The organism is Streptomyces sp. NPDC091371, assembly GCF_040684275.1.
GTDB lineage: Bacteria > Actinomycetota > Actinomycetes > Streptomycetales > Streptomycetaceae > Streptomyces.
Genome location: NZ_JBFBFP010000019.1, coordinates 41,788 through 66,108 on the forward strand (window position 1 = coordinate 41,788; position 24,321 = coordinate 66,108).

The 24,321-nt window shown below is 72.0% G+C and carries 26 protein-coding genes and 1 tRNA gene; 12 read left to right on the forward strand and 15 right to left on the reverse strand.

Annotation, left to right across the window (positions count from 1 at the left end):
* Positions 1-19: 19 nt before the first annotated feature.
* Complete coding sequence (locus AB0O21_RS21405; RefSeq protein ID WP_365172756.1) at positions 20-535, forward strand: GNAT family N-acetyltransferase; 516 nt, start codon at positions 20-22, stop codon at positions 533-535.
* A 68-nt stretch (positions 536-603) separates the two neighbouring features.
* Positions 604-1,605 (forward strand): pyridoxal-phosphate dependent enzyme, encoded by a 1,002-nt coding sequence (locus AB0O21_RS21410; protein ID WP_365172758.1) that lies wholly within the window; start codon positions 604-606, stop codon positions 1,603-1,605.
* Here AB0O21_RS21410 and AB0O21_RS21415 read toward each other — a convergent pair.
* Positions 1,602-3,014, reverse strand: coding sequence for a M1 family metallopeptidase (locus AB0O21_RS21415; protein WP_365172760.1), 1,413 nt, complete (start codon positions 3,012-3,014; stop codon positions 1,602-1,604). The genes AB0O21_RS21410 and AB0O21_RS21415 overlap by 4 nt on opposite strands.
* Positions 3,015-3,055: 41 nt before the next feature.
* The gene (locus AB0O21_RS21420) at positions 3,056-3,613 is read right to left on the reverse strand and encodes a heme-binding protein (protein WP_365172762.1); all 558 of its coding nucleotides are present in this window, start codon (positions 3,611-3,613) and stop codon (positions 3,056-3,058) included.
* Positions 3,614-3,984: 371 nt separating this feature from the next.
* On the opposite strand from AB0O21_RS21420, the gene AB0O21_RS21425 reads away from it, so the two are divergent.
* From AB0O21_RS21425 to AB0O21_RS21440, 4 genes are read left to right on the forward strand one after another with little or no spacing between them, the layout of a single operon-like run.
* On the forward strand, positions 3,985-5,181 hold the full coding sequence (locus AB0O21_RS21425) for a sensor histidine kinase (protein ID WP_365172764.1): 1,197 nt from the start codon (positions 3,985-3,987) through the stop codon (positions 5,179-5,181).
* Positions 5,178-5,798, forward strand: coding sequence for a response regulator transcription factor (locus AB0O21_RS21430; RefSeq protein WP_365172765.1), 621 nt, complete (start codon positions 5,178-5,180; stop codon positions 5,796-5,798). Before AB0O21_RS21425 ends, AB0O21_RS21430 begins: the two co-directional genes overlap by 4 nt.
* Positions 5,799-5,833: 35 nt before the next feature.
* Positions 5,834-6,337, forward strand: a complete 504-nt coding sequence (locus tag AB0O21_RS21435; protein ID WP_365172767.1) for a hypothetical protein — start codon at positions 5,834-5,836, stop codon at positions 6,335-6,337.
* Entirely contained in the window at positions 6,334-7,146 is an 813-nt protein-coding gene (locus tag AB0O21_RS21440) for a hypothetical protein (protein WP_365172769.1), read from the forward strand. The genes AB0O21_RS21435 and AB0O21_RS21440 overlap by 4 nt, the downstream gene beginning before the upstream one ends.
* An 8-nt stretch (positions 7,147-7,154) precedes the next feature.
* On the opposite strand, the gene AB0O21_RS21445 is transcribed toward AB0O21_RS21440, so the two are convergent.
* From AB0O21_RS21445 to AB0O21_RS21455, 3 genes are all read right to left on the reverse strand, one after another.
* The gene (locus AB0O21_RS21445) at positions 7,155-7,829 is read right to left on the reverse strand and encodes a pentapeptide repeat-containing protein (RefSeq protein ID WP_365172770.1); all 675 of its coding nucleotides are present in this window, start codon (positions 7,827-7,829) and stop codon (positions 7,155-7,157) included.
* Between the two features lie 80 nt (positions 7,830-7,909).
* Positions 7,910-8,413 (reverse strand): GNAT family N-acetyltransferase, encoded by a 504-nt coding sequence (locus tag AB0O21_RS21450; protein ID WP_365172771.1) that lies wholly within the window; start codon positions 8,411-8,413, stop codon positions 7,910-7,912.
* Between the two features lie 22 nt (positions 8,414-8,435).
* Positions 8,436-9,344, reverse strand: a complete 909-nt coding sequence (locus AB0O21_RS21455; RefSeq protein ID WP_365172773.1) for an aminoglycoside phosphotransferase family protein — start codon at positions 9,342-9,344, stop codon at positions 8,436-8,438.
* 140 nt (positions 9,345-9,484) lie between these two features.
* On the opposite strand from AB0O21_RS21455, the gene AB0O21_RS21460 reads away from it, so the two are divergent.
* Positions 9,485-9,886, forward strand: a complete 402-nt coding sequence (locus AB0O21_RS21460) for a VOC family protein (RefSeq protein ID WP_365172774.1) — start codon at positions 9,485-9,487, stop codon at positions 9,884-9,886.
* Positions 9,887-9,898: 12 nt separating this feature from the next.
* Here the strand turns inward: AB0O21_RS21460 and AB0O21_RS21465 are convergent, their stop codons facing one another.
* A complete protein-coding gene (locus AB0O21_RS21465; RefSeq protein ID WP_365172776.1) occupies positions 9,899-10,612 on the reverse strand; it encodes a thioredoxin domain-containing protein in 714 nt (237 codons plus the stop codon).
* Positions 10,613-10,766: 154 nt separating this feature from the next.
* Here AB0O21_RS21465 and AB0O21_RS21470 point away from each other — a divergent pair, with 154 nt between their 5' ends.
* Entirely contained in the window at positions 10,767-12,149 is a 1,383-nt protein-coding gene (locus AB0O21_RS21470) for an FAD-dependent oxidoreductase (RefSeq protein ID WP_365172778.1), read from the forward strand.
* Between the two features lie 85 nt (positions 12,150-12,234).
* On the opposite strand, the gene AB0O21_RS21475 is transcribed toward AB0O21_RS21470, so the two are convergent.
* Positions 12,235-12,311, reverse strand: a tRNA-Thr gene (locus tag AB0O21_RS21475).
* 96 nt (positions 12,312-12,407) lie between these two features.
* Positions 12,408-13,424 carry an NADP-dependent oxidoreductase gene (locus tag AB0O21_RS21480; protein ID WP_365172780.1) on the reverse strand — a complete coding sequence of 339 codons (1,017 nt, stop codon included), beginning with the start codon at positions 13,422-13,424 and terminating at the stop codon, positions 12,408-12,410.
* Positions 13,425-13,514: 90 nt separating this feature from the next.
* Here AB0O21_RS21480 and AB0O21_RS21485 point away from each other — a divergent pair, with 90 nt between their 5' ends.
* Positions 13,515-14,057 carry a helix-turn-helix domain-containing protein gene (locus AB0O21_RS21485; RefSeq protein ID WP_365172782.1) on the forward strand — a complete coding sequence of 181 codons (543 nt, stop codon included), beginning with the start codon at positions 13,515-13,517 and terminating at the stop codon, positions 14,055-14,057.
* Positions 14,058-14,079: 22 nt separating this feature from the next.
* Here AB0O21_RS21485 and AB0O21_RS21490 read toward each other — a convergent pair whose 3' ends face one another.
* Complete coding sequence (locus tag AB0O21_RS21490) at positions 14,080-14,769, reverse strand: hypothetical protein (RefSeq protein WP_365172783.1); 690 nt, start codon at positions 14,767-14,769, stop codon at positions 14,080-14,082.
* Positions 14,770-14,943: 174 nt separating this feature from the next.
* Here AB0O21_RS21490 and ugpC point away from each other — a divergent pair, with 174 nt between their 5' ends.
* The 3 genes from ugpC to AB0O21_RS21505 all read left to right on the forward strand — a co-directional run bounded on the left by ugpC (position 14,944) and on the right by AB0O21_RS21505 (position 17,397).
* Entirely contained in the window at positions 14,944-16,032 is a 1,089-nt protein-coding gene (gene ugpC / locus AB0O21_RS21495; protein ID WP_365172784.1) for a sn-glycerol-3-phosphate ABC transporter ATP-binding protein UgpC, read from the forward strand.
* A gap of 164 nt (positions 16,033-16,196) precedes the next feature.
* Entirely contained in the window at positions 16,197-16,610 is a 414-nt protein-coding gene (locus AB0O21_RS21500; protein ID WP_365172785.1) for a hypothetical protein, read from the forward strand.
* 28 nt (positions 16,611-16,638) lie between these two features.
* Positions 16,639-17,397 carry a nucleotidyltransferase family protein gene (locus AB0O21_RS21505; RefSeq protein WP_365172786.1) on the forward strand — a complete coding sequence of 253 codons (759 nt, stop codon included), beginning with the start codon at positions 16,639-16,641 and terminating at the stop codon, positions 17,395-17,397.
* A gap of 155 nt (positions 17,398-17,552) precedes the next feature.
* Here AB0O21_RS21505 and AB0O21_RS21510 read toward each other — a convergent pair whose 3' ends face one another.
* From AB0O21_RS21510 to AB0O21_RS21535, 6 genes are all read right to left on the reverse strand, one after another.
* Positions 17,553-19,082, reverse strand: coding sequence for a DoxX family membrane protein (locus AB0O21_RS21510; protein WP_365172788.1), 1,530 nt, complete (start codon positions 19,080-19,082; stop codon positions 17,553-17,555).
* A 141-nt stretch (positions 19,083-19,223) separates the two neighbouring features.
* The gene (gene rlmB / locus AB0O21_RS21515) at positions 19,224-20,195 is read right to left on the reverse strand and encodes a 23S rRNA (guanosine(2251)-2'-O)-methyltransferase RlmB (RefSeq protein ID WP_365172790.1); all 972 of its coding nucleotides are present in this window, start codon (positions 20,193-20,195) and stop codon (positions 19,224-19,226) included.
* A 102-nt stretch (positions 20,196-20,297) separates the two neighbouring features.
* A complete protein-coding gene (cysS, locus tag AB0O21_RS21520; RefSeq protein WP_365172792.1) occupies positions 20,298-21,698 on the reverse strand; it encodes a cysteine--tRNA ligase in 1,401 nt (466 codons plus the stop codon).
* A 94-nt stretch (positions 21,699-21,792) separates the two neighbouring features.
* On the reverse strand, positions 21,793-22,290 hold the full coding sequence (gene ispF, locus AB0O21_RS21525; protein ID WP_365172794.1) for a 2-C-methyl-D-erythritol 2,4-cyclodiphosphate synthase: 498 nt from the start codon (positions 22,288-22,290) through the stop codon (positions 21,793-21,795).
* On the reverse strand, positions 22,280-23,026 hold the full coding sequence (gene ispD, locus AB0O21_RS21530) for a 2-C-methyl-D-erythritol 4-phosphate cytidylyltransferase (RefSeq protein ID WP_365172796.1): 747 nt from the start codon (positions 23,024-23,026) through the stop codon (positions 22,280-22,282). Before ispD ends, ispF begins: the two co-directional genes overlap by 11 nt.
* A gap of 231 nt (positions 23,027-23,257) precedes the next feature.
* The gene (locus AB0O21_RS21535; RefSeq protein ID WP_003953493.1) at positions 23,258-23,740 is read right to left on the reverse strand and encodes a CarD family transcriptional regulator; all 483 of its coding nucleotides are present in this window, start codon (positions 23,738-23,740) and stop codon (positions 23,258-23,260) included.
* Positions 23,741-24,321: the final 581 nt, after the last annotated feature.

Sequence of the window (24,321 nt, forward strand, 5' to 3'; positions counted from 1 at the left end):
CTTCGCTACCGTTCGGTAGGTGATCCTCCAACCGCTCGTCCCCGTTGACGGCGCACTGCCGGGCCCGGTCCTCACCGAGATCGCCGCCCTCTACTCGACGAACCACGCCTTCTTCGAGCTCAGCGGCGACTTCCCCGACCCCGACCGCATCACGGTCGAGCAGGTCGCGACCGCCCTCGCCGGCGAACTGGCCCACGACGGCGCCGAGGTGCTCCTCGCCCGCTCCGCCGGCCGCCTCGTCGGACTCGCCGCCACCCTCTCCCACCACCCGGATCCGGCCTCCGAGGACCCGGACCCGTGGATCGGGCTGCTGCTCATCGACGCCACCGCGCACCGCGAGGGATACGGCCGGGCCGTGGCCGCCCTGGTCGAGGACCGCTTCCGCGCCGCGGGCCGCGCGGGCATCCGCATCGCCGTACTGGACAACAACCCGAAGGGCGTCGCCTTCTGGGAGTCCCAGGGCTACGCGGTCCTGCGCCGGGCGAAGGACCGCGAACTGGGCCGCGACTGCTCGGTGATGCGCAAGGCCCTCTGAGCCGAACCCGCCGAACCCGGCCCGCCGAGCCCCTCCCCTACGGCGCGACTTCTCCCTACCGTGGCCGCATGACCCGCCGCCCGCACCTCCACCGCGCCTGGCCCGCCGCGGCCGACGCGCTGCCGTACCTGGCGCTGGGCGACGGGCCGACGCCCGTGCGGCCCCTCGACGGGCTCGGGTTCCGTTCCCCGGTCTGGCTCAAGGACGACAGCGGCTACGGCCGCGGCGGCTGGGGCGGGAACAAGGTCCGCAAGCTGGAGTGGCTGCTGCCCCAGGCCAGGCGTCGGGGAGCGCGGACGATCCTCAGCGTCGGCGGGCTCGGCACCAACTGGGGGCTGGCGGCGGCGCTCTACGCCCGCGAGCAGGGGATCGACGTCGCCCTCGCGCTCATCGACCACCCGGTCGACGACCACGTACGGGCACAGCTCCGACGGCTGCGCGACTCCGGCGCCACCCTCCACTTCCCCCGGACCAAACGCCGGCTGATCCTCTCGCTGCCCTGGCTGGTGGCCCGCCACACGCACGGCCTGACCCCGCCCCACCTGCTCCCGGCCGGCGGGTCCTCGCCGCTCGGGACGCTCGGGTACGTCGAGTGCGGGCTGGAACTGGCCGACCAGGTGGCGCGGGGGCTGCTGCCCGAGCCCGGCTGGATCGTGACCGCGGTCGGGTCGGGCGGCACGGCCGCCGGACTGGCCCTGGGACTGCGGCTCGCCGGCCTGCGGACCCGGGTCATGGGCGTCGTCGTCAACGACACCATCCGGCTGGACGGGGCCGCGCTCGCCGCGCTGGCCGGCAGGACCCGCACGCTGCTGCGCTCACGCGGAGCCGACCTGCCGCCGGTCCGGATCGGCCCCGGCGACATCGCCTCGGAACGCGGTTGGCTCGGCCCGGGCTACGCCCACCCGACCGGGCCCGGGGCGCGGGCGCTCCAGCGGGCCGCGTCCGAGGCCGGCCTGGAACTGGAGACCACGTACACGGCCAAGGCGCTCGCGGCGCTCACCGACCTCGACGCGGCGGGGCGCTTCGGCGGCGAGCCGGTCGTGTTCCTGAACACCTTCGGCCCCCGCTAGCGGGGCCGGCCCTCCCCGTACAGCCAGACGTCCCAGACCTTCTTCAGGTCGTGGCCCGTCCGCTGCTCGGCGTACGCGGTGAACTCGGCCGTGCTCGCGTTCCCGTGCCGGCGGTCGGCGGCCCAGCCGCGGACCAGGTCGAAGAACTTGTCGTCGCCGACCTCCTGCCGGATCCGGTGCAGGACCATCGCGGCCCCGTAGTACACCGGGTACCCCGAGATGTCCTCGGGCCGGGGCGGGGCGGCGGGCGGGAAGGCGTCCCAGTCGGAGTCGGCGTCGTAGTGGACGTCCGTGTCGCCGGCCATGAACGCCCGGAAGTACTCCTCGGCGGTGTGGCCTCCGTGCTCTTCGGCCCACAGCCACTCGGCGTAGGTGGCGAAGCCCTCGTTGAGCCACATGTCCTTCCAGGACTTCGGCGACACCGAGTTGCCGAACCACTGGTGGGCCAGCTCGTGCACCACGAGGTCCTCCTCCACGGGCGCACCGGAGAACACGGGTTTGGTCTGGGTCTCCAACGCGTAGGTCAAAGTCCCCTTCGGCAGCACGATCGCGCCCGCCGTACTGAACGGGTAGGGCCCGAACCGGCCGCTGCCCCACTCCACCATTTCCGGCAGCCGCGCGAGCGGGGCCGCGCTCTCGGCCGCCTCCCCCGGCGCGACCGCGTTGTAGACGGGCACACCCGAGGGGGTCTTCCCCGTCGTGACCTTGTACGGGCCCACGGCCACGGTCGCCAGATAGCTCGCCATCGGCTCCGGGCTGTGCCATACGAACTCGGTCCGTCCGTCGCCGGTGTCGGTGCGGGACCTCAACTCCCCGTTCGACACGGCCTCGTAGCCGTGCGGGACGGTCACCGTGATGTCGTACGCGGCCTTGTCGCTCGGGTGGTGGTTGCCGGGGTACCAGGCCATCGACCCGACGGGCTCCCCGACGCCGACGGCGCCGCCCTCAGTGGCGATCCACCCCTCCTTGGCGCCGCCCGGGTCCACGACGGTCTTCGGCTTGCCCCCGTAGTCGATCTCGACGCGGAAGACCTCGCCGTTCTTCAGGTCCTCGGCGGGCCGCACCGTCAGCTCGTTGCCGCTCCGGTTGTGGCGGGCCGGCTCGCCCTGCACGGTCACGCCCTCGACCTTCAGACCGCTGAGGTCGAGGTTGAAGGAGCTGAGATCCTGCTCCGCGCGGGCCGTGATGACGGCCGTGGCGTTCAACTCTGCGTCGGCGGGGTCGTAGTCCAGGTCCAGTGCGTAGTGCTCGACCTGGTAGCCGCCGTTGCCGGCCTTGGGGAAGTACGCGTCGCGCAGCCCGGACGCACCCGGCCGCCCCTGGACCGTGCCACCCGTACACCCCGTGGTGAGGGCGAGCAGGGCGGCTACGGCAGGGGCGGCGAGGCGGGAAAGCACACGGAGGTCCACGCACTCGATCCTAAGCGGGTGCCTTGCTGAACCTGTCTGACCTACTTGGCGAGGGCGTCGACGCCGGCCTTGGCGAACTTCTCGTCCAGGTCGCCGCTCGGGGCGCCGGCCACGCCGATGCCGGCGACCGGGGCGCCGTTCGCCTGCACCGGGACACCGCCGCCGAGGAAGAGGGTGCCGGGGATGTCCTTCAGGTTCGGGGCCTGGGCGAGACGGCCCACGAGCACCGAGGTCGGGGCGTTCCACGACACGGCCGTGAAGGCCTTGCGCTGGGCCGACTCGTAGGACTGCGGGCCGGCGCCGTCGCCGCGCAGGGTGACGATGGTGTTGCCGTTGCGGTCCACCACCGCGACGGTCACCTTCTGGTTCTCGGCCTGGGCCGCCTGCAGGGAGGCCTGGGCGGCGCGGGTGGCGGCGTCGATGGTGAGGTGCGTGGTGGTGGTGAAGTTCTTGTCGCTCACCTCGTCCTTCTTCGCGACGGCGGCGGCCGGGGCGGAGTTGGCGGCGGGGCTGGCGCTGGCGCTGACGGCGCCGAAGGTCCCGGCGCCCAGGGCGATGGCGAGGGCGGTACCGGTGAGAACGCGGGTGCGGGTGTTCATCTCTGCTCCTGAGTACGGTGACACGGTGACGGCTTCGGGGCGGTCGGCGAGCGGGCCGGCGGTGCTGAGCGGCCCGGCTCCTTCCCTGCTCCAAGCCTGGCCCCGAACCCCCCGCCACCCCGTCCCCGTACCGGCTCCCACCGCCCACCGCACCGGTTGACCCAGGGGTCAACCGATCGGCTGATGCGGCCCCGCTCCGCGGCGGTATTGGCTGGTCACGGGCGGGGCAGATCCAGCCCCGCCGGCGTTTGAGGCGCGGGGTCCGGGGCAGCGCCCCGGCAACGGCGCCGCACCCGCCCGGACACCGCCCCAGCAGGGCAGGCACCGGCCGACGGCCGACAATAGACGCACGCCGCACCCCAGGAGCCCCGGTGAGCCACGCGAACCACCCCACCCGAACCCCGGACACCCGCACCCCAGACACCCGCATCCTGGCCGCGGTAGCCCACACGGCGTTCTTCCTCCTCCTCGGTGCCTCCCTCGCCCGCTTCCTCCTGCGCCACCCCGGCGACCCCCGCACCCCGTGGATCATCGCCCTCAGCATCACCCTGGCCCTGCTCTACGTACTCGGCCCCGCCCTCGGCGTCCGGGAAACCACCCCCACCGCCCGGCGCCTCCTCTGGCTCGGCCTCGTCGTCACCACCTGGGTGGTCCTCGTCGTCCTCGCGCCGAGCTTCGCCTGGTGCGCCGTGCCCCTCTTCTTCACGGCCGTCCGCACCCTCCCCCCACGCGCCGCGATCATCCTCGTCGCCCTCCTCACCACCCTCGTCGTCATCGCCCAGCTCCAGCTCGCCGGCGCCTTCGACCCCAACCTCCTCCTGGCCCCGCCCGCCGTCGCCGCCCTCGCCACCGCGGTCTTCGTCCACATGGAGCGCCAGGCCCAGGCCCAGCGCGCACTCATCGACGACCTGATCCGCACCCGCCGGGAACTGGCCGCCACCGAGCGCCGCGAAGGCACCCTCGCCGAACGCCAGCGGCTCTCGATGGAGATCCACGACACCCTCGCCCAGAACCTGTCCAGCCAGCAGATGCTCCTCCAGGCCGCCGACCGCACCTGGGACACCGACCCGGCCACCGCCCGCGCGCACGTCCGTACCGCCACCGGCATCGCCGCCCACGGCCTCGCCGAGGCCCGCCGGCTCGTCCACGACCTGGCCCCGCCCGAGCTGGCCGACGGCGCCGGCCTCGCCGACGCCCTGCGCTCCCTCGACGCCGGCCCGGACATCACGGTCCGCTTCCACCTCGAAGGCACCCCGTCCGCCCTCCCGGACCGCGTCCAGTCCGCCCTGCTGCGCATAGCGCAAGGGGCCCTCGCCAACGTCCGCGAGCACTCGGGCGCCCGTACGGCCGCACTCACCCTGAGCTTCCTCGGCGACCAGGTCGTCCTGGACATCGCCGACGACGGCCACGGCTTCACCGAACCCCGCCCCGACGCCGCCGAACGCGGCCACGGCCTCCCCGCCATGCGGGCCCGCGTCCGCCAGCTCGGCGGCACCCTCACCATCGAATCCGCGCCGGGCGAGGGCACCGTCCTCTCCGCGGCCGTCCCCCTGGAGCCGACCCCATGACGACGATCCTCCTCTGCGACGACCACGTCGTCGTCCGCGCCGGCCTCCTCGCCCTCCTCGGCAGCGAACCCGACATCGAAGTGCTCGGCGAGGCGGGCAGCGGCGAGGAGGCGGTCGCCCTGGCCGCCAAGCTCCGCCCCGACGTCGTCCTCATGGACCTCCAGCTCGGCGAGGGCATCGACGGCGTGGAGGCCACCCGCCGCATCACCGCCGCCCCCAACCCCCCGCACGTCCTGGTCCTCACCACCTACGACACCGACGCGGACATCACCCGCGCCATCGGCGCGGGCGCGACCGGCTACCTCCTCAAGGCGGAACGCCCCGAGGAGCTCTTCGCCGCCATCCACTCCGCGGCCCAGGGCCGCACCACCCTCTCCGCACCCGTCGCCAGCCGCGTCATGGCCCACATGCGCGGCAGCCGCCCCACCCTCACCGACCGCGAACTCGACATCCTCGGCCAGCTCGCCCGCGGCCTGGGCAACCGCGAGATCGCCCGCGCCCTCTTCATCAGCGAAGCCACGGTCAAAACACACCTGGGCCGCATCTACGACAAGCTCGGCGTCGACACCCGCGCGGGCGCCGTCTCCGTCGCCAAGGAGCAGCGCCTCCTCCCCTGACGCGGCCGCCCCCCGCCCATGACACCATCAATCACGTGCTCGACATCGGCTACTCCCTCTCCCGGCGCTTCCCGGACCCCCCGCAGACCGACTACCGCTCGGCGGACGTCCACACCCTGCGCCACGACCTGTTCTGCGGGGACGTCTACCTCGCGGACACCGTCAAGGACCGGGAGGTGTCCACAGCCTGGGGATGGGTCCCCGTACTCGACTTCGCATGGGCGCTGTGCGACATCGTCGAACAGCTCGACCAGGACCCCCGCGGCAGCCGCTCCGCGCACCGCCAGTACGCCGAACTCGACTTCACCGAGTCCACGGACCGCATGCTCTTCGAGCGCCGCTTCGGCTGGGTCGACATCGAGGCCGACTGGATGCCGCCGGAGGAGGACCCCCTCACCTTCAGCCACCGCCTGCTGCGCCGCGAGGCCCGCGACTTCCTGCACGACCTCGTCGCCGACCTGATCGACATGCACGAGGGCCTGGCCGACAACCCCGCCATCTGGACCCTCCAGGCCAAATTCCCCCGCGTCCCGGCATGAGCACGGACACGAACGGGGACACGAACGGGGACATGACCGTGCCCGAGCCCGAGCCCGAGGCGGCCCGCGCCCGGCTCGACCGGGCACTCGACCACCTCGCCGTCACCTTCCGCGGCATGACCGCCCGGGCCGACGAAACCCAGTGCGAATGCCACTGGGGCAGCCCCGAGGAGCTCGCCCTGCTGAAGCTCCCCGACACCGAACTCGACCCCGACCTGCTGCACCGCACCTGGTCCGCACCCGACTGGACCGATCACGGAGCCGTGCTGCGCCGCGTCCTGCCCCAGTTCGCCCGCGAGCTGACCCGCGGCCTCGGACCGTACGCGTACGACATCCACAACGTCGGCACCTCGTTCAGCCGCAGCAACTGGCAGCAGTGGCCCGCCCCGCAGAGCGCGGCGGTACGGGAATTCCTGCACGCCTGGTGGGCCCACACCCTCCTCACCCCGGACCCCGCCGTCCCCGCGGGCGACCTCCTCGCGCTGCTCAGGGAGGCCTCCGGCACCCTCGCCCCGTGGCTGGCGGTATGGGAAGCGGCCAAGGGCCCTGCCCCCGACCAGCACCTGGCCGACACCATCGACACCTGGGAAAAGGACCTGATGTACGGCTACGTGCCGTGGACCACCTGGGGCACCACCTGGGACGAGGACAACGACCTCCACGACGAGCTCTGCGCCTGGTTCGCCCGCCACGCCCCCGCCCGGCTGCGCGCCCACGGCGCCCCCGAACAGCTCCTCCGCACCGTACGCCTCCTCGGCCTCCCCGGCCCCGACCGCGAGGCCGAACCGCACCTGCCCCCCACCGCCTGACGCGGCGGCTACGGAACGACCCTCACCCCCAGCTGCGCGGCCAGCGCCGGAGCCAGGTCGAACAGCTGCGCCGGACTGATCACCGCCCCCGCGAGCGCGTCCACCCCCCGCGCGATCCCCAGCTCCGCGGCCGCCCGCAGGTCCACGTCCCGCATCCGGACCCCGCTGAAGTCCGCCCCCCGCACCGCGCAGTCCCGGAACTCCACCCGCTCCAGCTCCGCCCCCGCGAAATCCGGCTCCACCAGCACGCACCCCTCGAAGACCACGTCCTTCAGCCGTGCCTTCCGCAGGTTCAGGTAGTCGATCTTGCCGCCCCGCACCACCACCCGCTCCAGCACGCCCCCGTGCATCTGCACCCCGCCCAGCCGGGCGTCCACGACCTCCACGTCCCGCAGCGCCGCCCCCGCGAGGTCCGTCCCCACTCCCCGGACCCCCTCCAGCACCGAGTCCAGGAACCGCGCCTTCGCCAGCCCCGCCTCGTCCAGCACACACCGCCGCACCGCGCAGTCCATGAACCGCGCCCCGACCCCCTCCTGCCCCGCCAGGTCCAGGTCCGCGAACTCCAGCCCGTCGTAATCCCCGTCCGGCTCCAGCCCGCCCCCTTCCCACGCCACCAGCCCGGGCAGCCGCACCTCCGGCCGCCGCGCCGCCTTCACCGTCTCCTGCTGCCCCTTGCGCGCCATCCCCCCATCGTGGCCCACCCCACCGACAACGCCCCTCCGCCCCGGCGCGCGGCACCTCGCCGCAAGGTCGTCCTCGAACCCTAGGAAGCGGAACCCGCGGAACCCGCGGAACCCGCCGAACCCAGCTCCGCCAACGCCCCGTCCGTCAGCCGGTACACCGACCACTCCTCCTGCGGCCGCGCCCCCAAGGCCTCGTAGAAGGCGATCGTCGGCGCGTTCCAGTCCAGCACCGACCACTCCAGCCGCTCGTACCCGCGCTCCACGCAGATCCGCGCCAACTCCCGCAGCAGCGCCTTCCCGTAACCACCCCCGCGCACCCCCGGCCGCACGTACAGGTCCTCCAGGTAGACGCCGTGCACCCCGCGCCACGTGGAAAAGCTGAGGAACCACACCGCGAAGCCGACGACCTCCCCCTCCGCCGACTCCGCGACGTGCGCGAACACCGCCGGCCGCTCCCCGAACAGCGCCTCCCGCAACTGCTCCGCGCTCGCCCGCGCCTCGTGCGGCACCTTCTCGTACTCCGCGAGCTCACGGATCATCGCGTGAATGACAGGGACATCGGCGACCACAGCGCTACGAATCATCCCCGCACCCTAAACCGCCCGCTCACCGCCCCAGCAGCACCTCCGCCACCGCCAACTCCCGGTCCGCCAGCCGCTCCTCCTCGTCCTCCACGTCCCACAGGCAGTTCTGCAGCACCCGCCCCAACGTCCACGCCCGCGCCCGCTCCCGGTCCGCCCCCACCGCCTCCGCCAACGCCTCGAACCGCCAACGCACCTCCTCCACCCGGAACTCGTTCACGATCGCCGGCAGCAACTCGAACCCCGGATCCCCGGACAACGGCTTCGGATCGATCGCCAGCCACGGCTCCCGCCCACCCGCCAGCACGTTGTCGTAGTGCAAGTCCCAATGCAGCAACCGGTCCCCCGGCTCCCCCGCGACCTCCGCCAGCGCCGCCGCGCAGTCCCGCAGCAGCCGCCGCTCCCCCGCGTCCGCCAGCCGCCCTGCCGCCTCCGGTACGGACTCCAGCATCCCCGCAGCGATCTCCCCGAGCCCCCGCAGCCCGGCCGGCGCCGCCACCGAGGTCAGCCGCGCCAGCAGCCCCCCGACCACCATCACCGCCTCCCGGGAACCCCGCGCGTCCCGCCGCGCGAGCCCCGACAGGTCCCGCCCTTCGTCCAGCCGCTCCAGCAGCAGGGCGCCCGTCTCCGCGTCGTGCTCCAGCAGCCGCACGCAGCCCTGCCCGGCCCATGCCCGCAGCGCGACCGGCTCCCCCACCGTCTCCTCGTCCAGCGCCACCAGCTTCAGCGCGGCCGCGCTCCCGTCGGCCCGCTCCACCGGCAGCACCAGCGCCGTCACCCCGTGCATCACCGGCCCCGTGCGCCGCAGCCCCCACCGTTCGAGGAAGCACTCCGCCCGCCCCGGCAGCGCGGCGATGAACTCCCGCCCCGCATCGCCGTTCCACAGCACCTGCGCCTGAACCAGCTCGTCCGGAATCTCCGCGAAGTCGACCACGCACCGACCGTATCCCCGCACGGTCCCCGCGGGCCCGGCACGCCCGCCCGGACATTCCATGCCCGCTACACCAAAACCCGCCCGGCGTAGCATCGAAACAGAGGAAAGGACCTCCCGAGCCCCCGAGGAGGTGACCGCCCATGCCTGAGACCCTCGGAATCGGGCACGTCACCCTGACCGTGAGCGACGTGAAACGCAGCGCCGAGTTCTACAACGGCCTGTTTGACACACAGACAGTTCTCGACATCGAGGACGAGTTCGGCCCCTTCATGGCCGTCGCCTCCCCCACCCTCGTCATCGGCTTCCGCACCCACCAGGCGACCAACCGGTCCGACGGGTTCGACCCGACCCGGATCGGACTGGACCACTTCGCCTTCCACGTCGCCGACCAAGCGGCACTCGACGCCTGGGAAGCCCGGCTCGACGAGCAGGACATCTCCCACTCCGGCGTCTTCGAAGACCCGAACGGAGCCGGCCACCTCAACTTCAGGGACCCGGACGACATAGCCCTGGAGTTCTACCTCCCCGCCCGCCAGACCTGACCTGACCCCGACCTACCCCACACCCACACCCCGCAGCGTCCCCGCGAAGGCCCCCGCGTCGAACATCGACCTGTCCTGCGCCCCCACCGGCCGCCCGTCCACCAGCACCGCCGGGGTCCCCTGCACGCCCGTCGCCTCGAAGGCCTCCTCGGACTCGCGTGCCCAGCCCTCGTACGAGTTCTCCGCCACCGCCTTGTCGAAGGCGGCCCCGCGCAGCCCCGGCACCCGGTCCGCGATCTCCAGCAGCAGCTCGTCGCTGAACTTCCCCTCGGGCTGACTGGCGAACACCGCTGCGTGGTACTCCGCGAACTTCCCCGCGTCCACCGACGCCCGCAGCGCGTTCACCGCCTTCGCCGAACCGCTCGCACCACCCCGGTCCAGGAACGAAGCCAGCAGGTACTCCACCTTCACCTTGCCGGCCGCCGCCTCCTTCAGCAGCGCCTCGCCGCCCGTCGCCTCGAACTTCGCGCACCAGCCGCAATGCGGATCCACGAGCACCTGCGCGGTGCGCGGCGCGTCCGGGCTGCCCACCACGACCTTCGCCCCGTCCACCGTCGCCGGCAGCTTCGCCAGCACGTCGGCGATCGGACTGGTCCGCACCACGGCGGTACCCGCCGACGCCCCCTCACCCGCCCCGCACCCGGCGACCAGCCCGCCGAGCAGCGCCGCCGCCGCGACCGCCGTGCCGACCCGCCCCGCACGCCCTGCCCCACGTACGCCCAGCATCAAAAGAACCTCTCACCCGAAAACATGCCAAACCCCCACCACCCTACGGCCCCCGCCACCCCTCCCACATCGACCATCCGGCCACCCCTCACCCCCGAAGGCACGACAACCCGTCCCTGGACACCCCTGCGAAAGCCGGTGTACCAACTCCCCCATGACGATCAACGGCGGCATTTCCTTCTGGTACGCGACCGACCACACCACCCCCGCCACCCCACCCCGGCCGCCCCTCACCACCGACGCCAGGGCCGACGTCGTCATCGTCGGCGGCGGCTACACCGGCCTCTGGACCGCCTACTACCTCAAGACCGCCGCCCCCGACCTGCGCGTCACCGTCCTGGAGCAGAAGTTCTGCGGCTACGGGGCCTCCGGCCGCAACGGCGGCTGGCTCTACAACGGCATCGCCGGCCGCGACCGCTACGCAGCCCTGCACGGCCGCCCTGCCGCCCAGCGCCTCCAGCAGGCCATGAACGACACCGTCACCGAGGTCATCGACGTCACCGCCAAGGAAGCCATCGACGCCGACGTCCACCGCGGCGGAGTCCTCGAAGTCGCCCGCACCCCCGCCCAGCTCACCCGCCTCAGGGCCTTCCACGCAGCCGAACTCGCCTTCGGCGAAACCGACCGCGAGCTCTACGGCGCCACGGAAACCCGCACCCGTATCAACATCGCCGACGCCGTCGGCTCCAGCTGGAGCCCCCACGGCGCCCGCATCCACCCCCTCAAGCTGGTCAAGGGCCTGGCCGCCGCCTGTGAACGCCTCGGCGTCGTCATCCACGAGTCGACCCCCGTCACCGAGATCGCCGCCCGCAAGGCCGTCACCCCCTACGGCACGGTCCGCGCCCCGTACGTCCTGCGCTGCACGGAGGGCTTCACCGCCGCCCTCAAGGGCCAGAAGCGCTCATGGCTCCCCATGAACTCCTCGATGATCGTCACGGCCCCGCTGCCGGCCTCGACCTGGGCCCAACTGGGCTGGTCCGACTCCCCGGTCCTCGGCGACATGGCCCACGCCTACATGTACGCCCAGCGCACCGCCGACGACCGCATCGCGATCGGCGGCCGCGGGGTCCCCTACCGCTTCGGCTCCCGCACCGACAACGACGGCCGCACCCAGCCCGCCACGATCACCGCCCTGCGCGACCTCCTCTTCGCCTTCTTCCCGCAGCTCACGGGCACGGAGATCACCCACGCCTGGTCGGGCGTGCTCGGCGTCCCCCGCGACTGGTGCGCCACGGTCACCCTGGACGCCACGACCGGCCTCGGCTGGGCGGGCGGCTACGTCGGCTCGGGCGTAGCCACCGCCAACCTCGCCGCCCGCACCCTCCGCGACCTGGTCCTGGGCGACGCCACGGACCTCACGACCCTCCCCTGGGTCAACCACCGCGTCCGCCGCTGGGAGCCGGAACCCTTCCGCTGGCTCGGCGTCCAGGCCCTCTACGCCGCCTACCGCGAGGCCGACCGCCAGGAATCCACCACCCACCGCCCGACGACAACCCCCCTGGCCCGCCTGGCCGACCGCATCTCGGGCCGCCACTGACAGGACGACGGAAGGCCCCGGGCGAGCGCCCGGGGCCTTCCGTTTCTGTATGGATTCCCTCGACCAACAAGTCTCTGACCTGGGATGGAGCCCCCTGTCGGATTCGAACCGACGACCTACGCTTTACAAGAGCGGTGCTCTGGCCAGCTGAGCTAAGGGGGCACGGCACGCCCACGAACCCACCGTGTGCGGAGCCGCCATCACTCTACACAGAGCCCGATTCCCCAAGCCATCACGTTGAAGACGCTCTCGGGTTCTTCAGGGAGCCGCGACCGTGAGCACGATCTTGCCCTGGATGTGCCCTCGGGCTGCGCGTTCGTGCGCCGCCCCGGCGTCCGCGAGCGCGAACGTGCTGTCTATCGCGACGCGGACCGTCCCCGCGTCGAGCAGGCTTCCCAGTTCGGCGAGTTGCGCGCCGTTCGAGCGGACCTGGGTGCCCGAGACCGTGACCCCCAGTTTCGCGGTCTCCTCGTCGTCGTACTCGCCGAAGAACACCGGGTACAGGGCTCCGCCGCGCTTGAGCGTGCGCAGGAAGCGATTGCTGTCGCGGCCGCCGACGGTGTCGAGAACGAGGTCGACGTCGTGCACGAGTTCCTCGGGACGGCTCTTGGTGTAGTCGATGAACCGGTCGGCACCGAGTTCGCGCAGGAACGATTCGTGCACGCCCGATGCCACCGCGATGACCCGTGCGCCCTTCCCCTTGGCCAGCTGTAGCCCGAAGTGCCCTACGCCGCCCGCGGCGCCGTTGACGAGGACCGTCGCCCCGGCTCCGAGCTCCATCGGGCGATGCGGCGCCGCCTGGAAGGGCGACGGATGATCGTGGCCGAGCTCGTTCAGGAACTGCCACGCCGTCAGCCCGGCCATGGGCACCCCGGCGGCATGCACGTGATCGATGCCGGCCGGCTTGCGCGCCAGGTCCGATGCGGGCGCGGCCACGTACTCGGCGTACGCGCTGCCGCCCAGACCGGGGAAGCGAACGAGCCCGAAGACTTCGTCACCGACGGAGAAGCCGTCCACGTCTGCGCCGACGGCCTCCACCACGCCCGAGACGTCCGTCCCCGGAATCATGGGCAGGACGACCTTCGGCCTCCGCTCCACGGGCAGTTTGGTCAGCCCGTCGCGCAGGTACCAGTCAGGCGGATTGACGCCGACCGCATGAACGCGAACGAGCACCTCACCCGGGCCCGGTTCGGGAACGGGCACCTCTTCGTAACGCAGCACCTCAGGGCCGCCGTGCTCGTGCAGCCGGATCGCCCTCATCGTCCGTGTCGGCATCGTTCTCCCCCGTCCGCCCCGCCGGATAGGCTTATCCGGACCACTGATCCGAATATATGGATCACTGATCCGGATAGTCAAGAGGGACAGATGCGGGCCGACGCCAGGAAGAACCACGACCACCTGCTCGCAGTCGCGGGCGCCGCCATAGCCGAGCAAGGCGTCGACGTGTCGATGCGGGACATCGCACGCAGGGCCGATGTGGGGCTCGCGACGCTGCTCCGTCACTTTCCGACGCGCGAGGCACTGCTCGACGCCTTGCTCCGCACGAACTTCGACGAGCTGACGGCAAGAGCGGGCGAGCTCGAAACGTCGAGTTCGCCCGAGGACGCGCTCACCCTCTGGCTGCGCGACTGCGTCGCGTACGCGCGTGAGTACCGAGGCGTCGTGGCGCTGATGACGGCCGCCCTCGGGGACCCCGACTCCGCACTCCACGCTTCGTGCGTCAGCATGCGCGCGGCCGGCACGCACCTCCTCGCCCGCGCCCAGGCCGCGGGCACGGCGCGGACCGATATCGACGGCACGGATCTGTTCGCGCTGGTGGCAGCGCTCGCCTGGCTCGGCGATCAACCCCCGCTCGCGCCACGCGCCGATCACCTCTTCGAGGTCGTCGCGAGCGCGATCCTGATCTGACGGTGCGTCGATGCGCCCGGCCTCATACGGAAGGCCCGTCCCCTTCCGGATACCCGGTCCCGGCCATCGCCGCCGCCACGGCCGCCGGGTCCGCCTCCGGGTTCACCCCCTTCACCACCGCCTCCGTCAGCGGCCGCAGCGCGAAGACGTGCCGCACCGCGTCCAGGTCGAGCTCCCGCCCGTAGTAGCCCCCCGCCCAGTCCGCGTACGCCTCCGGCGTGCCCGCCGCCAGGACGTGGAAGAGGTGGCCCGTGCCGTCGTCGCCGTCCTCCGGAAGCTCCACCGGGCCCGCGCGCCAGGCGGTGTCGGCGGTCTCGCGCCAGAAGACGACCGTGGCCACCCGCACCCCGTCGTCACAGAAGGCGGGGTCGTCGAGGTGCGGGCGGAAGACCTCCGGGAGGGTGTCCACGAGGCCGGGCCACAGCTCCATGTCCTCGGTCGTGTACGGGCTCACCCACGACTCGTGGTCGAAGCCGCGGCCGAAGACCCCGTCGGGGGTGAAGAGGACCGTGTACTCGTCGCCCGATCCGTTGTTCATCAGCGCGGCCTCGATCCCCGGACCCCACGCCGGGTCGTAGTCGAAGTACCGGTACTTCGCGCCCACCAGCCGGTCCAGCGCCGCCAGTGCCCGGCAGCGGTCGCGCAGGACCGGGACCTCGGGGAGGACGCGGATCAGTTCGTGGACGTCGAGGGGGCGCGGGGTGTCGGTCATGGGCGTCATCCAAGCAGCCCGGTCCGACAGATCGCACAGAGTTCGAAGTCACGGCCGTGCGGGTGCTGACAGGAGGTGGATCGGCCGGTACCGTCGGGCGGAGTCCACTAGGTGGACTAGACCTTCCACTCGGATCGTCCGGCACGTTCCTGCCGGTAGAAGGGATTCATCACCATGGCTTCTGTCACTTTCGACAAGGCGACCCGGCTGTACCCCGGCGGCGACAAGCCCGCCGTCGACCAGCTCGAGCTGGAGATCGCGGACGGCGAGTTCCTCGTCCTCGTCGGTCCGTCCGGCTGCGGCAAGTCGACCTCGCTGCGCATGCTCGCCGGCCTGGAGGACGTCAACGGCGGTGCCATCCGCATCGGCGACCGCGACGTCACGCACCTGCCGCCGAAGGACCGGGACATCGCGATGGTGTTCCAGAACTACGCGCTCTACCCGCACATGTCCGTCGCCGACAACATGGGCTTCGCGCTCAAGATCGCCGGTGAGGACAAGGCCACCATCCGCCGCAAGGTGGAGGACGCGGCGAAGATGCTCGACCTGACCCAGTACCTCGACCGGAAGCCGAAGGCGCTCTCCGGCGGTCAGCGTCAGCGCGTCGCCATGGGCCGGGCCATCGTGCGCAAGCCGCAGGTGTTCCTCATGGACGAGCCGCTGTCGAACCTCGACGCCAAGCTCCGCGTCTCGACGCGCACGCAGATCGCCGCGCTCCAGCGGGACCTGGGGATCACCACCGTGTACGTCACCCACGACCAGGTCGAGGCCATGACCATGGGCGACCGGGTGGCCGTGCTGAAGGACGGGCTGCTCCAGCAGGTCGACACCCCGCGCAACATGTACGACCGCCCCGCGAACCTGTTCGTCGCCGGCTTCATCGGCTCCCCGGCCATGAACCTGATCGAGGTCCCGATCACCGACGGCGGCGTGAAGTTCGGCGACAGCGTCGTCCCGGTGTCGCGCGAGGCGCTGTCGGCCGCGGCCGACGCGGGCGACCGCACCGTCACGGTCGGCGTGCGTCCGGAGCACTTCGACATCGGCAGCGAGGGGGGCTTGAGCATCGTCGTGAACGTGGTCGAGGAACTCGGCGCCGACGGTTACGTCTACGGTTCCGCCGAGTCCGCCGCGGGCTCGCAGGACCTCGTGGTGCGCGTGAACGGCCGCCAGGTGCCGGAGAAGGGCTCGATGCTGCACGTGGTGCCGCGGGCCGGCGAGATCCACGTGTTCTCGACGTCGTCGGGTGAGCGCCTCTCCGACTGACCTTCGGGCGAGGCGAGATGAAGGGGCGTCCCGTCAAGGGGCGCCCCTTTTCGTGGCATTCGGCCCCGGCGCGTCAACCTTTAAATCGAAAAGCCACGTCGAACCATCCCCCGACCGGGTGACTAAATGTCGCCAAATCCTCACCGAGCGCTACTCTCGCCCTCGTGACCCACACTGCCCGCCGAATCGGCCGTTCCCTCGCCCTGGTCCTGCCCGTCGTCCTGGTCCTCTCCGGGACCCTCGCGGTCACGATGGTCCCCTGGGCGGACACTTCCTCCTCCCAGATCCTGACCGCCTCCGCGGAGGGCGTCTCCGTCCCCGCGAAGCCGCGCTCCGCGCACGAGGTGCTGCGCGACGACCTCGTCGGCGAGCTGCAGCGGGGCAAGGCGCCGGGTGACGTGCTCACCGACCTCCAGCAGGAGGTGAACCGGCGGCCGTCGCTCGCCGAGCACTGCGTGGGGATCGCGCGGGCGCTGGGTCGGGCCGCGGTGGAGGCGTACGGGCCGACGAAGGCGCAGTCCTTCGCGCGGCCGGTGTGCGACACCTCGTACGCGACCGGCGTCGCCTCCATGGGCTGAGGCAGGCCGCCTCCCTACGCTGGCGTTCATGAACGAAACCCCCCGATCCGCCCCTCCCGCAGCCGCGTTGCCCACCGCCCCCACCCAGGCAGTCGTCCTGGCGGGCGGCCAGGGTTCGCGGCTGCGGCCGTATACGGACGACCGGCCGAAGCCGATGGTGGAGATCCCGGGTACGGGGGTGCCGATCATCGGGCATCAGCTGGCCTGGCTGGCTTCGGAGGGGGTGACGGACGCGGTGGTGTCCTGCGGGCACCTCGCCGAGGTGCTCCAGGAGTGGCTGGCCGGGGCCCGGTTGCCGTTGCGGGTGACGACGGTGGTGGAGGAGGAGCCGCTCGGGCGGGGCGGCGGGCTCAAGTACGCGGCCAGGCACCTGCCGCACCCGGAGCGTGCCTGGTACGCGACGAACGGGGACGTCTGGACGCGGTTCTCGCTGCGGGAGATGGCGGCCTTCCACGAGGAGCGGGGGGCGACGGCGACGCTGGCGCTGGCCCGGCCGCGGATTCCGTGGGGGGTGGTGGAGACGAGCGAGTTCGGGCAGGTCCTGGACTTCATCGAGGCGCCGCCGTCGCCGTATCCGGTCAATGCGGGGGTGTACGTCTTCGGGCCCGAATTCGCGGCGCTGCTCCCGGACTTGGGGGACCACGAGCGGACGACGTTCCCGCGGCTGGCGCGCGAGCGGCGGCTGGCCGGCTTTCCGCTGCCGCAGGGGGCCTACTGGCGGGCGATCGACACGGCGAAGGACTTGGCCGAGGCCGCAAGGGAGTTGGCGGCGCACACGGCCGCCTGAGGCCCTTGCGCTTGCCGCGCGTTCGGATCGTCCCCGGCGTTCCTACGGTGCTCCGCGCGCGGCAGCGCACTCGGCGGGCTACGCGGCAGCGGCTACGCGAAGGGGCCCGGCGCGTCGCACGCGCCGGGCCCCCGTGCCGCGGGAGGCGGTCGGCCTCAGCCGATGAGCCCCCCGATCAGGCCGGGCTGCTTGGTCGCCGTCCCGCCGCCCGTGCTGCTCCCCGAGCTGGTCGGGGTCTTCGGGGAGGTGGACTGGCGGGGGGTGCTGCGGGGGGTCGACCTGCCGGTGGTGCCCTTGGTCGCGGTGGGCGACTGGGAGCCGGTTCCGGCGGTTTCCCGGGCGGGGCCGTCGGTGGCGCTCGCCCCGGGCTTCGCGGAGGGTCCGGTGGCGGTGGCGGAGGGCTGCTGCTTGGCGGGCTGCTGCTGCGTGGGCTGCTGCCGTGCCGGGGTGCCCGGCAGCGGCTGGCCGGGGAGGTAGTTGGTCGGGGCCTGGCCGGGGCCGGGGACGGTGACCACGGTGGTGGAGCGGACGGCACCGCCGAGGAGGGAGCCGACGAGCAGGGTGAGCCCGCAGATGACGCTGGCCATGAGGGCCCCGCGGCGCAGGACGCGCCGCCGCAGCTGCCAGATCTCGGAGCGGGGTCCGAGGGTGCGCCAGGCCTCTCCGGCGAGGCGTCCGTCGAGGGAGTAGACGGGGGCGCCCGCGATGATCAGCGGGCTCCAGGCGGCGAGGTAGATGATGTCGGGGGCGTCGTAGGCGGGGACGGTCTTCCAGCTCACCGTCATCAGGAGCGCGGCGGAGAGCAGCGCGCCGAAGCAGGCGGCGAACCGCTGCCAGAGGCCGAAGACGGTGAGTACGCCGACGATGACCTGGAGGAAGGCCACGCTGAGGCCGGCGCCGACGGGGTGGGCGAGGGCGAAGTCGCGCAGCGGTTCGGCGAGCGCCCAGGGGTGCAGGGTGTGCAGCCAGGTGACCATGGAGCCGCGTTCGCCGCCGTCGAAGTAGACGGGGTCGCACAGCTTGCCCATGCCGGCGTAGATGGAGATGAAGCCGAGGAAGCAGCGCAGCGGGAGCAGGACGACGCCGAGGTTCATGCGGCGGCCGGGGTAGTACGAGGCCTGGCCGCGGGAGTCGGAGGCGGTGCGGCGGGTGTCCGCCCCGTGGTCGGGGCCCGGGCCGCCGCCCGCGTACGCCTGCTGCTCGTACGGCAGGCCCCGTACGGCGGCCATGGGGCGGGTCTCGTCGGGGTCGCCGTAGGTGCGCTGGCCGATGACGGTCGGCGTGGCGAGGGTGTCGTCGGCGAGGTCGTGGGCGAGGTCGATGCGCGGGATGACCTGGGTGGCTCCGCCGTCGTAGTCGCCGCCGTACTCGTCGTGGCCGCGGCCGGCCTCGCGTACGGCCTGGAGGAGTCCGCCCATGGCGGCGGAGTCGCCGGGGGCCGACTTGCCGCTCCAGACGACGGGGGCCCGGCGGCGGGTGGCCCCGGCGGCAGCGACCACGGCGCCGCCGAGGACGGGTGCGCGGCCGGGGGCGTTCGCGGGCTTGGAACGCGCGCTCGTGCTCGGTGCGAGCCGCACGCGGAAGCTGGCGTGGTTGACGATGACCTGTGCGGGGTCGCACGGCACCTTGACCATGCTCAGCGCGGGCTGGTCGTCGAACCCTGACGTTCTGGTGTCCACACTCATCTAACCGAGTGATCAGTGTTTAGGACACTGCCTTGACTCGAGCGATGTGTCCGAGACCCGTCAAATCAAGCCACCCCGCCCGAAACGGGCGGGGTGGCACGCTCACGTGTCACTTTCCGTGAGCCAAGTGGATCAAGCGGATCAGGTCCGGGGGGTCGTCGCGCGGCGGCGGGCCGCTTCGTAGAGGACGACGCCCGCGGCGACACCGGCGTTGAGGGACTCGGCGCCGCCCGGCATCGGGATGCGCACGAGGTAGTCGCAGTTCTCGCCGACGAGGCGGCCGAGGCCCTTGCCCTCGGAGCCGACGACGATGACGACGGGGCCGGCGAGCGCCTCCAGGTCCTGCACCTCGTGCGTGCCCTCGGCGGCGAGGCCGACGATGGCGATGCCCGCCTTCTTGTACTCCTGGAGGGCGCGGGTGAGGTTGGTGACGCGGGAGACCGGGGTGCGGGCGGCGGTGCCGGCGGAGGTCTTCCAGGCGCCGGCGGTCATGCCGGCGGCGCGGCGCTCGGGGATGACCACGCCGTGGCCGCCGAAGGCGGAGACGGAGCGGACGATCGCGCCGAGGTTGCGCGGGTCGGTGACGCCGTCGAGGGCGACGATGAGGGGGTCCTCGCCGTTGTCGTAGGCGGCATCGGTGAGGTCCTCGGGGTGCGCGTACTCGTACGGCGGGACCTGGAGGACGAGGCCCTGGTGGTTGAGCCCGTTGGTCATGCGGTCGAGCTCGGGGCGCGGGGCTTCCATCAGGTTGATGTTGCCGCGCTCGCCGGCGAGCCGGAGGGCTTCGCGGACGCGCTCGTCGTTGTCGATGAACTGCTGGACGTACAGGGTGGTGGCGGGCACGCCGTCGCGCAGCGCCTCGAAGACCGGGTTGCGGCCGACGACCATCTCGCTGGTGCCCTTGGGGCCGCCGCGGCGGGGGGCGGGGCGGCGCTTGGCCGCCTGCCGGGCCATGGCGTTGGCGATGCGGTTCGCCTTGTGCTTCTTGCGGTCCTCGGCCTTGGGGGTGGGGCCCTTCCCCTCCAGGCCCTTGCGCCGCTGGCCACCGCTGCCGACCGTGGCGCCCTTCTTGTTGGACGTGCGGCGGTTCCTGCGCTGGCTGTTCCCGGCCATGACCTCTACCTGTTTTCGTTTGGTGCTGCGATACGTACGTATGAAGAGTGTGCCGCCCGGAGCGCCGGGCGGCACAACATGGCTGGTCCGGGCGGGGCCGGATCAGCGGGGGCCGAGCGTCCAGCGCGGTCCGGTGGGGCTGTCCTCGATGACCAGGCCCGACTGCTGGAGCTGGTCGCGGATGGCGTCGGCGGTGGCCCAGTCCTTGCGGGCGCGGGCGGACTCGCGCTGGTCGAGGACGAGGCGTACGAGGGTGTCCACCGCGCCGTGGAGGTCCTCGCCGCGGTCGGTCTCCTCGGCCCAGTGCGGGTCGAGCGGGTCCAGGCCGAGGACGCCCAGCATGGCCCGTACCTCGGACAGGCGCGCGATGGCCGCGTCCTTGTCGTCGGCGGCGAGCGCGCTGTTGCCCTGGCGGACGGTGGTGTGGACGATGGCGAGCGCCTGCGGGACGCCGAGGTCGTCGTCCATGGCCTCGGCGAAGGCGGGCGGCACCTCGGCGGCGGGCTCGACGGGCGAGCCCGCCTTCTCGATGACGCGCTGGTAGAAGCCCTCGATGCGGGCGAAGGCCGACTCGGCCTCGCGCAGCGCCTCTTCGCTGTACTCGATCATCGAGCGGTAGTGCGGGGTGCCGAGGTAGTAGCGCAGGACGATCGGGCGCCAGTTCTTGACCATCTCGGAGACGAGCACCGAGTTGCCGAGGGACTTGGACATCTTCTCGCCGGACATGGTGACCCAGGCGTTGTGGACCCAGTACGTGGCGAACTCGTCGCCGAAGGCCTTGGCCTGGGCGATCTCGTTCTCGTGGTGCGGGAAGATCAGGTCGAGGCCGCCGCCGTGGATGTCGAAGGCGCTGCCGAGGTACTTGTGCGCCATGGCGGAGCACTCCAGGTGCCAGCCGGGGCGGCCGCGGCCCCAGGGGGTCTCCCAGGAGGGCTCGCCGGGCTTGACGGACTTCCACATGGCGAAGTCGCGGGGGTCGCGCTTGCCGGTCTCGCCCGTGGACTCCGGCTGGCGGATGTTGTCGAGCTCCTGGCGGGAGAGCGAGAGGTAGCCGGGGAAGGACTTCACGTCGAAGTAGACGTTGCCCTCGGACTCGTAGGCGTGACCGCGCTCGATGAGGCCGCGCATCATCTCGACCATCTCGGTGACGTGGCCGGTGGCGCGGGGCTCGTAGGTGGGCGGCAGGCAGCCGAGGGCGGAGTAGCCGTCGTTGAAGGCGCGCTCGTTCTCGTAGCCGATGGACCACCAGGGGCGGCGCTGTTCCGCGGACTTCGCGATGATCTTGTCGTCGATGTCCGTGACGTTGCGGATGAAGGTGACCTCGTAGCCCCGGTACTCGAACCAGCGGCGCATCATGTCGAAGTTGAGGCCCGACCGGATGTGCCCGATGTGCGGGGCCGCCTGCACGGTGGCGCCACAGAGGTAGATCGAGACGCAGCCCGGGACGAGCGGGGTGAAGTCACGGATCTGCCGGGCACTGGTGTCGTACAGGCGAATAGTCACGGCATCCAGGGTAGTGCGCGCATAGCAGTGCCCCGTGACCCTTTGGGGCCCAGGGGCACCTTTGTTGCCGAAGATGTGCTGCCTCCGGCGGTATTCAGGCCTGATTCGTCCGGTACACGAGCGCGGTGGCGATGGCGGCGAGCCCTTCGGCGCGGCCGGTGAGGCCGAGTCCGTCGGTGGTGGTGCCGGAGACGGACACGGGGGCGCCCGCCGCGGCGGCGAGCGCCTTCTGCGCCTCTTCGCGCCGCTTGCCGATCTTCGGGCGTACGCCGATGACCTGGATCGCGATGTTGCCGATCTCGAAGCCCTCCGCGCGGACGATGCGGGCGGCCTCCGCCAGGAGGGTGACGCCGGCGGCTCCGGACCACTCGGGGCGGGAGGTGCCGAAGTGCGCGCCGAGGTCGCCGACGCCGGCGGCGGAGAACAGGGCGTCGCAGGCGGCGTGCGCGGCGACGTCACCGTCGGAGTGCCCGGCGAGGCCGTCCTCGCCCTCCCACAGCAGCCCGGCGCACCACAGCTCGCGGCCGGTCTCGAAGGCGTGCACGTCGGTGCCGATGCCCACCTGGGGGATCAGCGGGAGGTCAGTAGACATCGGTGGCCCTCCTGCGGGCGAGTACGGCCTCGGCGAGGACCAGGTCGAGGGGGCGGGTGACCTTGAAGGCCTCTTCGTGGCCGGGCACGGCCAGGACGGTGAAGCCGAGCCGCTCGACCATGCCGGCGTCGTCGGTGGCGCCTTCGCCGGCGACGGCGATCTCGTCGTGCGCGCGCAGCAGCGTGGCGAGGTCGAAGCCCTGCGGCGTCTGTACGGCGCGCAGCCGGGCCCGCTCGGGGGTGGCGACGACCGGCTCGGGTTCGCCGGGCTTGCCGGGCTCGACCTCCTTGACGGTGTCGGCGAGCGGCAGGGCGGGGACCACGGCGGCGGCGCCCTGGTGCACGGCCTCGACGACGGAGTCCACGGTGTCGACGGGGACGAGCGGTCGGGCCGCGTCGTGGATGAGGACGGAGGTGATGTCGGCGGGGAGCGCGCTCAGGCCGGCCCGTACGGATTCCTGGCGGGTCTCGCCGCCGGGGACGACGAGGATCTCGGTCCGCTCGGGCAGTGCGTGCTCGGAGAGCAGGAGGCGTACCGCGTCGGCGCCGTCGGACGGGGCGACGACCACCACGAGGGAGATCGCGCGGGAGCGGGCCATCGCGCGGACGGCGTGGACGAGCATGGGGGTGCCGCCGAGGGCCCGCAGGGCCTTGGGGGCGCCGGGGCCGAGGCGTACCCCGCGGCCGGCGGCCGGGATCACCGCGGCGGTGCGGTGGGGGCGCGTTTCGTCAGACATCAGTAGCTCCGAGCCAGGTTTGTGACTTCGGCCGACATGGGTATGGCCTGAAGCGTGCCGGGTGCGACGCCCTCGCCCCTTCCGTGACGACCGGTCGAGCAGGCTGCCCGGACCCGGCACGCCATCAAGGTATGGGTACAGACATGCCGCAGCGCCCGGCAACAGCCTCTCGTGGAGGGAGAGGGCTTGTCATCGGGCACCGCGGCACAACTGTGTGAACGAAGCTTCGCGTCAGGACGCGAGCACCTCGTCGAGGAGGGCCTCGGCCTTGTCCTCGTTCGTGTTCTCAGCGAGCGCGAGCTCGCTCACCAGGATCTGACGCGCCTTCGCGAGCATGCGCTTCTCGCCCGCGGACAGCCCGCGCTCACGCTCACGACGCCACAGGTCACGCACCACTTCGGCGACCTTGATGACATCGCCAGAAGCGAGCTTCTCCAGATTTGCCTTGTAGCGCCGGGACCAGTTCGTCGGCTCTTCTGCGTACGGTGCGCGGAGCACCTCGAAGACCCGGTCCAGCCCGTCCTGGCCGACTACGTCGCGAACACCGACGAACTCCGCATTGTCCGCAGGCACGCGAACCGTCAGGTCGCCCTGGGCGACCTTGAGCACCAAGTAGGTCTTGTCCACGCCTTTGATCTGACGAGTCTCAATGGCCTCGATCAGCGCGGCCCCGTGATGGGGATAGACCACGGTGTCGCCAACCTTGAACGTCATGTGACAGGTACCCCTTCCGTGGCTATCCAGGGTAACACGAGAACTGACTGTTATGAATGGCGTTTTCGCAGGTCAGGGCACATCTCGGGGCTTGACAACAGCGATGGGAACGTGCTGCGGAGGCCTTCTGGAAGGGGGTATCCGCAGGTCGGGGGCGCTGTGCGGACCAGGCGAAAGGGCCACGCTACACCTCCCCGATGCCGCCGCCAGTGTGACGTACGTCCCGTTTTGCCGGTTTCCGAGCCGGGAAACCGAACTACTCCGTTCGACTGGCGGGCATCCGCACGGATCGGTTCCGGACCAATCCTTGAATTGATCACGGAGCACCGTTCGAAGGAATCTCGGAATTTGATCACGGGAGCCCGCGTCGCGTTATGCGGACACCGCATGATCGACGAGCGGAATGAAAGATCACGCGACGAGGGTGAGGGCGGGCGCCGCGCTGCGGAGGGTCGGGTGCGGGGGCGGGGTGGCGGCTCGGTAACCTAAGCGCGCTGACACACCCTTAGGGCGGCTTTACCTCGGCCGCACCCAGTACCCGTCGTACCCGTCCTTCCGTTCCGTACGTCCAAGGAGATGCC

Bases quoted from the DNA above. Each gene is read 5' to 3' on its own strand.
- AB0O21_RS21420 (WP_365172762.1), bottom strand. From the start codon at position 3,613: ATGAACACCCGCACCCGCGTTCTCACCGGTACCGCCCTCGCCATCGCC.
- ugpC (WP_365172784.1), top strand. From the start codon at position 14,944: ATGGCTTCTGTCACTTTCGACAAGGCGACCCGGCTGTACCCCGGCGGC.
- AB0O21_RS21450 (WP_365172771.1), bottom strand. From the start codon at position 8,413: ATGATTCGTAGCGCTGTGGTCGCCGATGTCCCTGTCATTCACGCGATG.
- AB0O21_RS21445 (WP_365172770.1), bottom strand. From the start codon at position 7,829: ATGGCGCGCAAGGGGCAGCAGGAGACGGTGAAGGCGGCGCGGCGGCCG.
- AB0O21_RS21440 (WP_365172769.1), top strand. From the start codon at position 6,334: ATGAGCACGGACACGAACGGGGACACGAACGGGGACATGACCGTGCCC.
- AB0O21_RS21460 (WP_365172774.1), top strand. From the start codon at position 9,485: ATGCCTGAGACCCTCGGAATCGGGCACGTCACCCTGACCGTGAGCGAC.
- AB0O21_RS21535 (WP_003953493.1), bottom strand. From the start codon at position 23,740: ATGACGTTCAAGGTTGGCGACACCGTGGTCTATCCCCATCACGGGGCC.
- rlmB (WP_365172790.1), bottom strand. From the start codon at position 20,195: ATGGCCGGGAACAGCCAGCGCAGGAACCGCCGCACGTCCAACAAGAAG.
- AB0O21_RS21480 (WP_365172780.1), bottom strand. From the start codon at position 13,424: ATGCCGACACGGACGATGAGGGCGATCCGGCTGCACGAGCACGGCGGC.
- AB0O21_RS21470 (WP_365172778.1), top strand. From the start codon at position 10,767: ATGACGATCAACGGCGGCATTTCCTTCTGGTACGCGACCGACCACACC.
- AB0O21_RS21485 (WP_365172782.1), top strand. From the start codon at position 13,515: ATGCGGGCCGACGCCAGGAAGAACCACGACCACCTGCTCGCAGTCGCG.
- ispD (WP_365172796.1), bottom strand. From the start codon at position 23,026: ATGTCTGACGAAACGCGCCCCCACCGCACCGCCGCGGTGATCCCGGCC.
- AB0O21_RS21465 (WP_365172776.1), bottom strand. From the start codon at position 10,612: ATGCTGGGCGTACGTGGGGCAGGGCGTGCGGGGCGGGTCGGCACGGCG.
- AB0O21_RS21510 (WP_365172788.1), bottom strand. From the start codon at position 19,082: ATGAGTGTGGACACCAGAACGTCAGGGTTCGACGACCAGCCCGCGCTG.
- ispF (WP_365172794.1), bottom strand. From the start codon at position 22,290: ATGTCTACTGACCTCCCGCTGATCCCCCAGGTGGGCATCGGCACCGAC.
- AB0O21_RS21410 (WP_365172758.1), top strand. From the start codon at position 604: ATGACCCGCCGCCCGCACCTCCACCGCGCCTGGCCCGCCGCGGCCGAC.
- AB0O21_RS21505 (WP_365172786.1), top strand. From the start codon at position 16,639: ATGAACGAAACCCCCCGATCCGCCCCTCCCGCAGCCGCGTTGCCCACC.
- AB0O21_RS21490 (WP_365172783.1), bottom strand. From the start codon at position 14,769: ATGACCGACACCCCGCGCCCCCTCGACGTCCACGAACTGATCCGCGTC.
- AB0O21_RS21430 (WP_365172765.1), top strand. From the start codon at position 5,178: ATGACGACGATCCTCCTCTGCGACGACCACGTCGTCGTCCGCGCCGGC.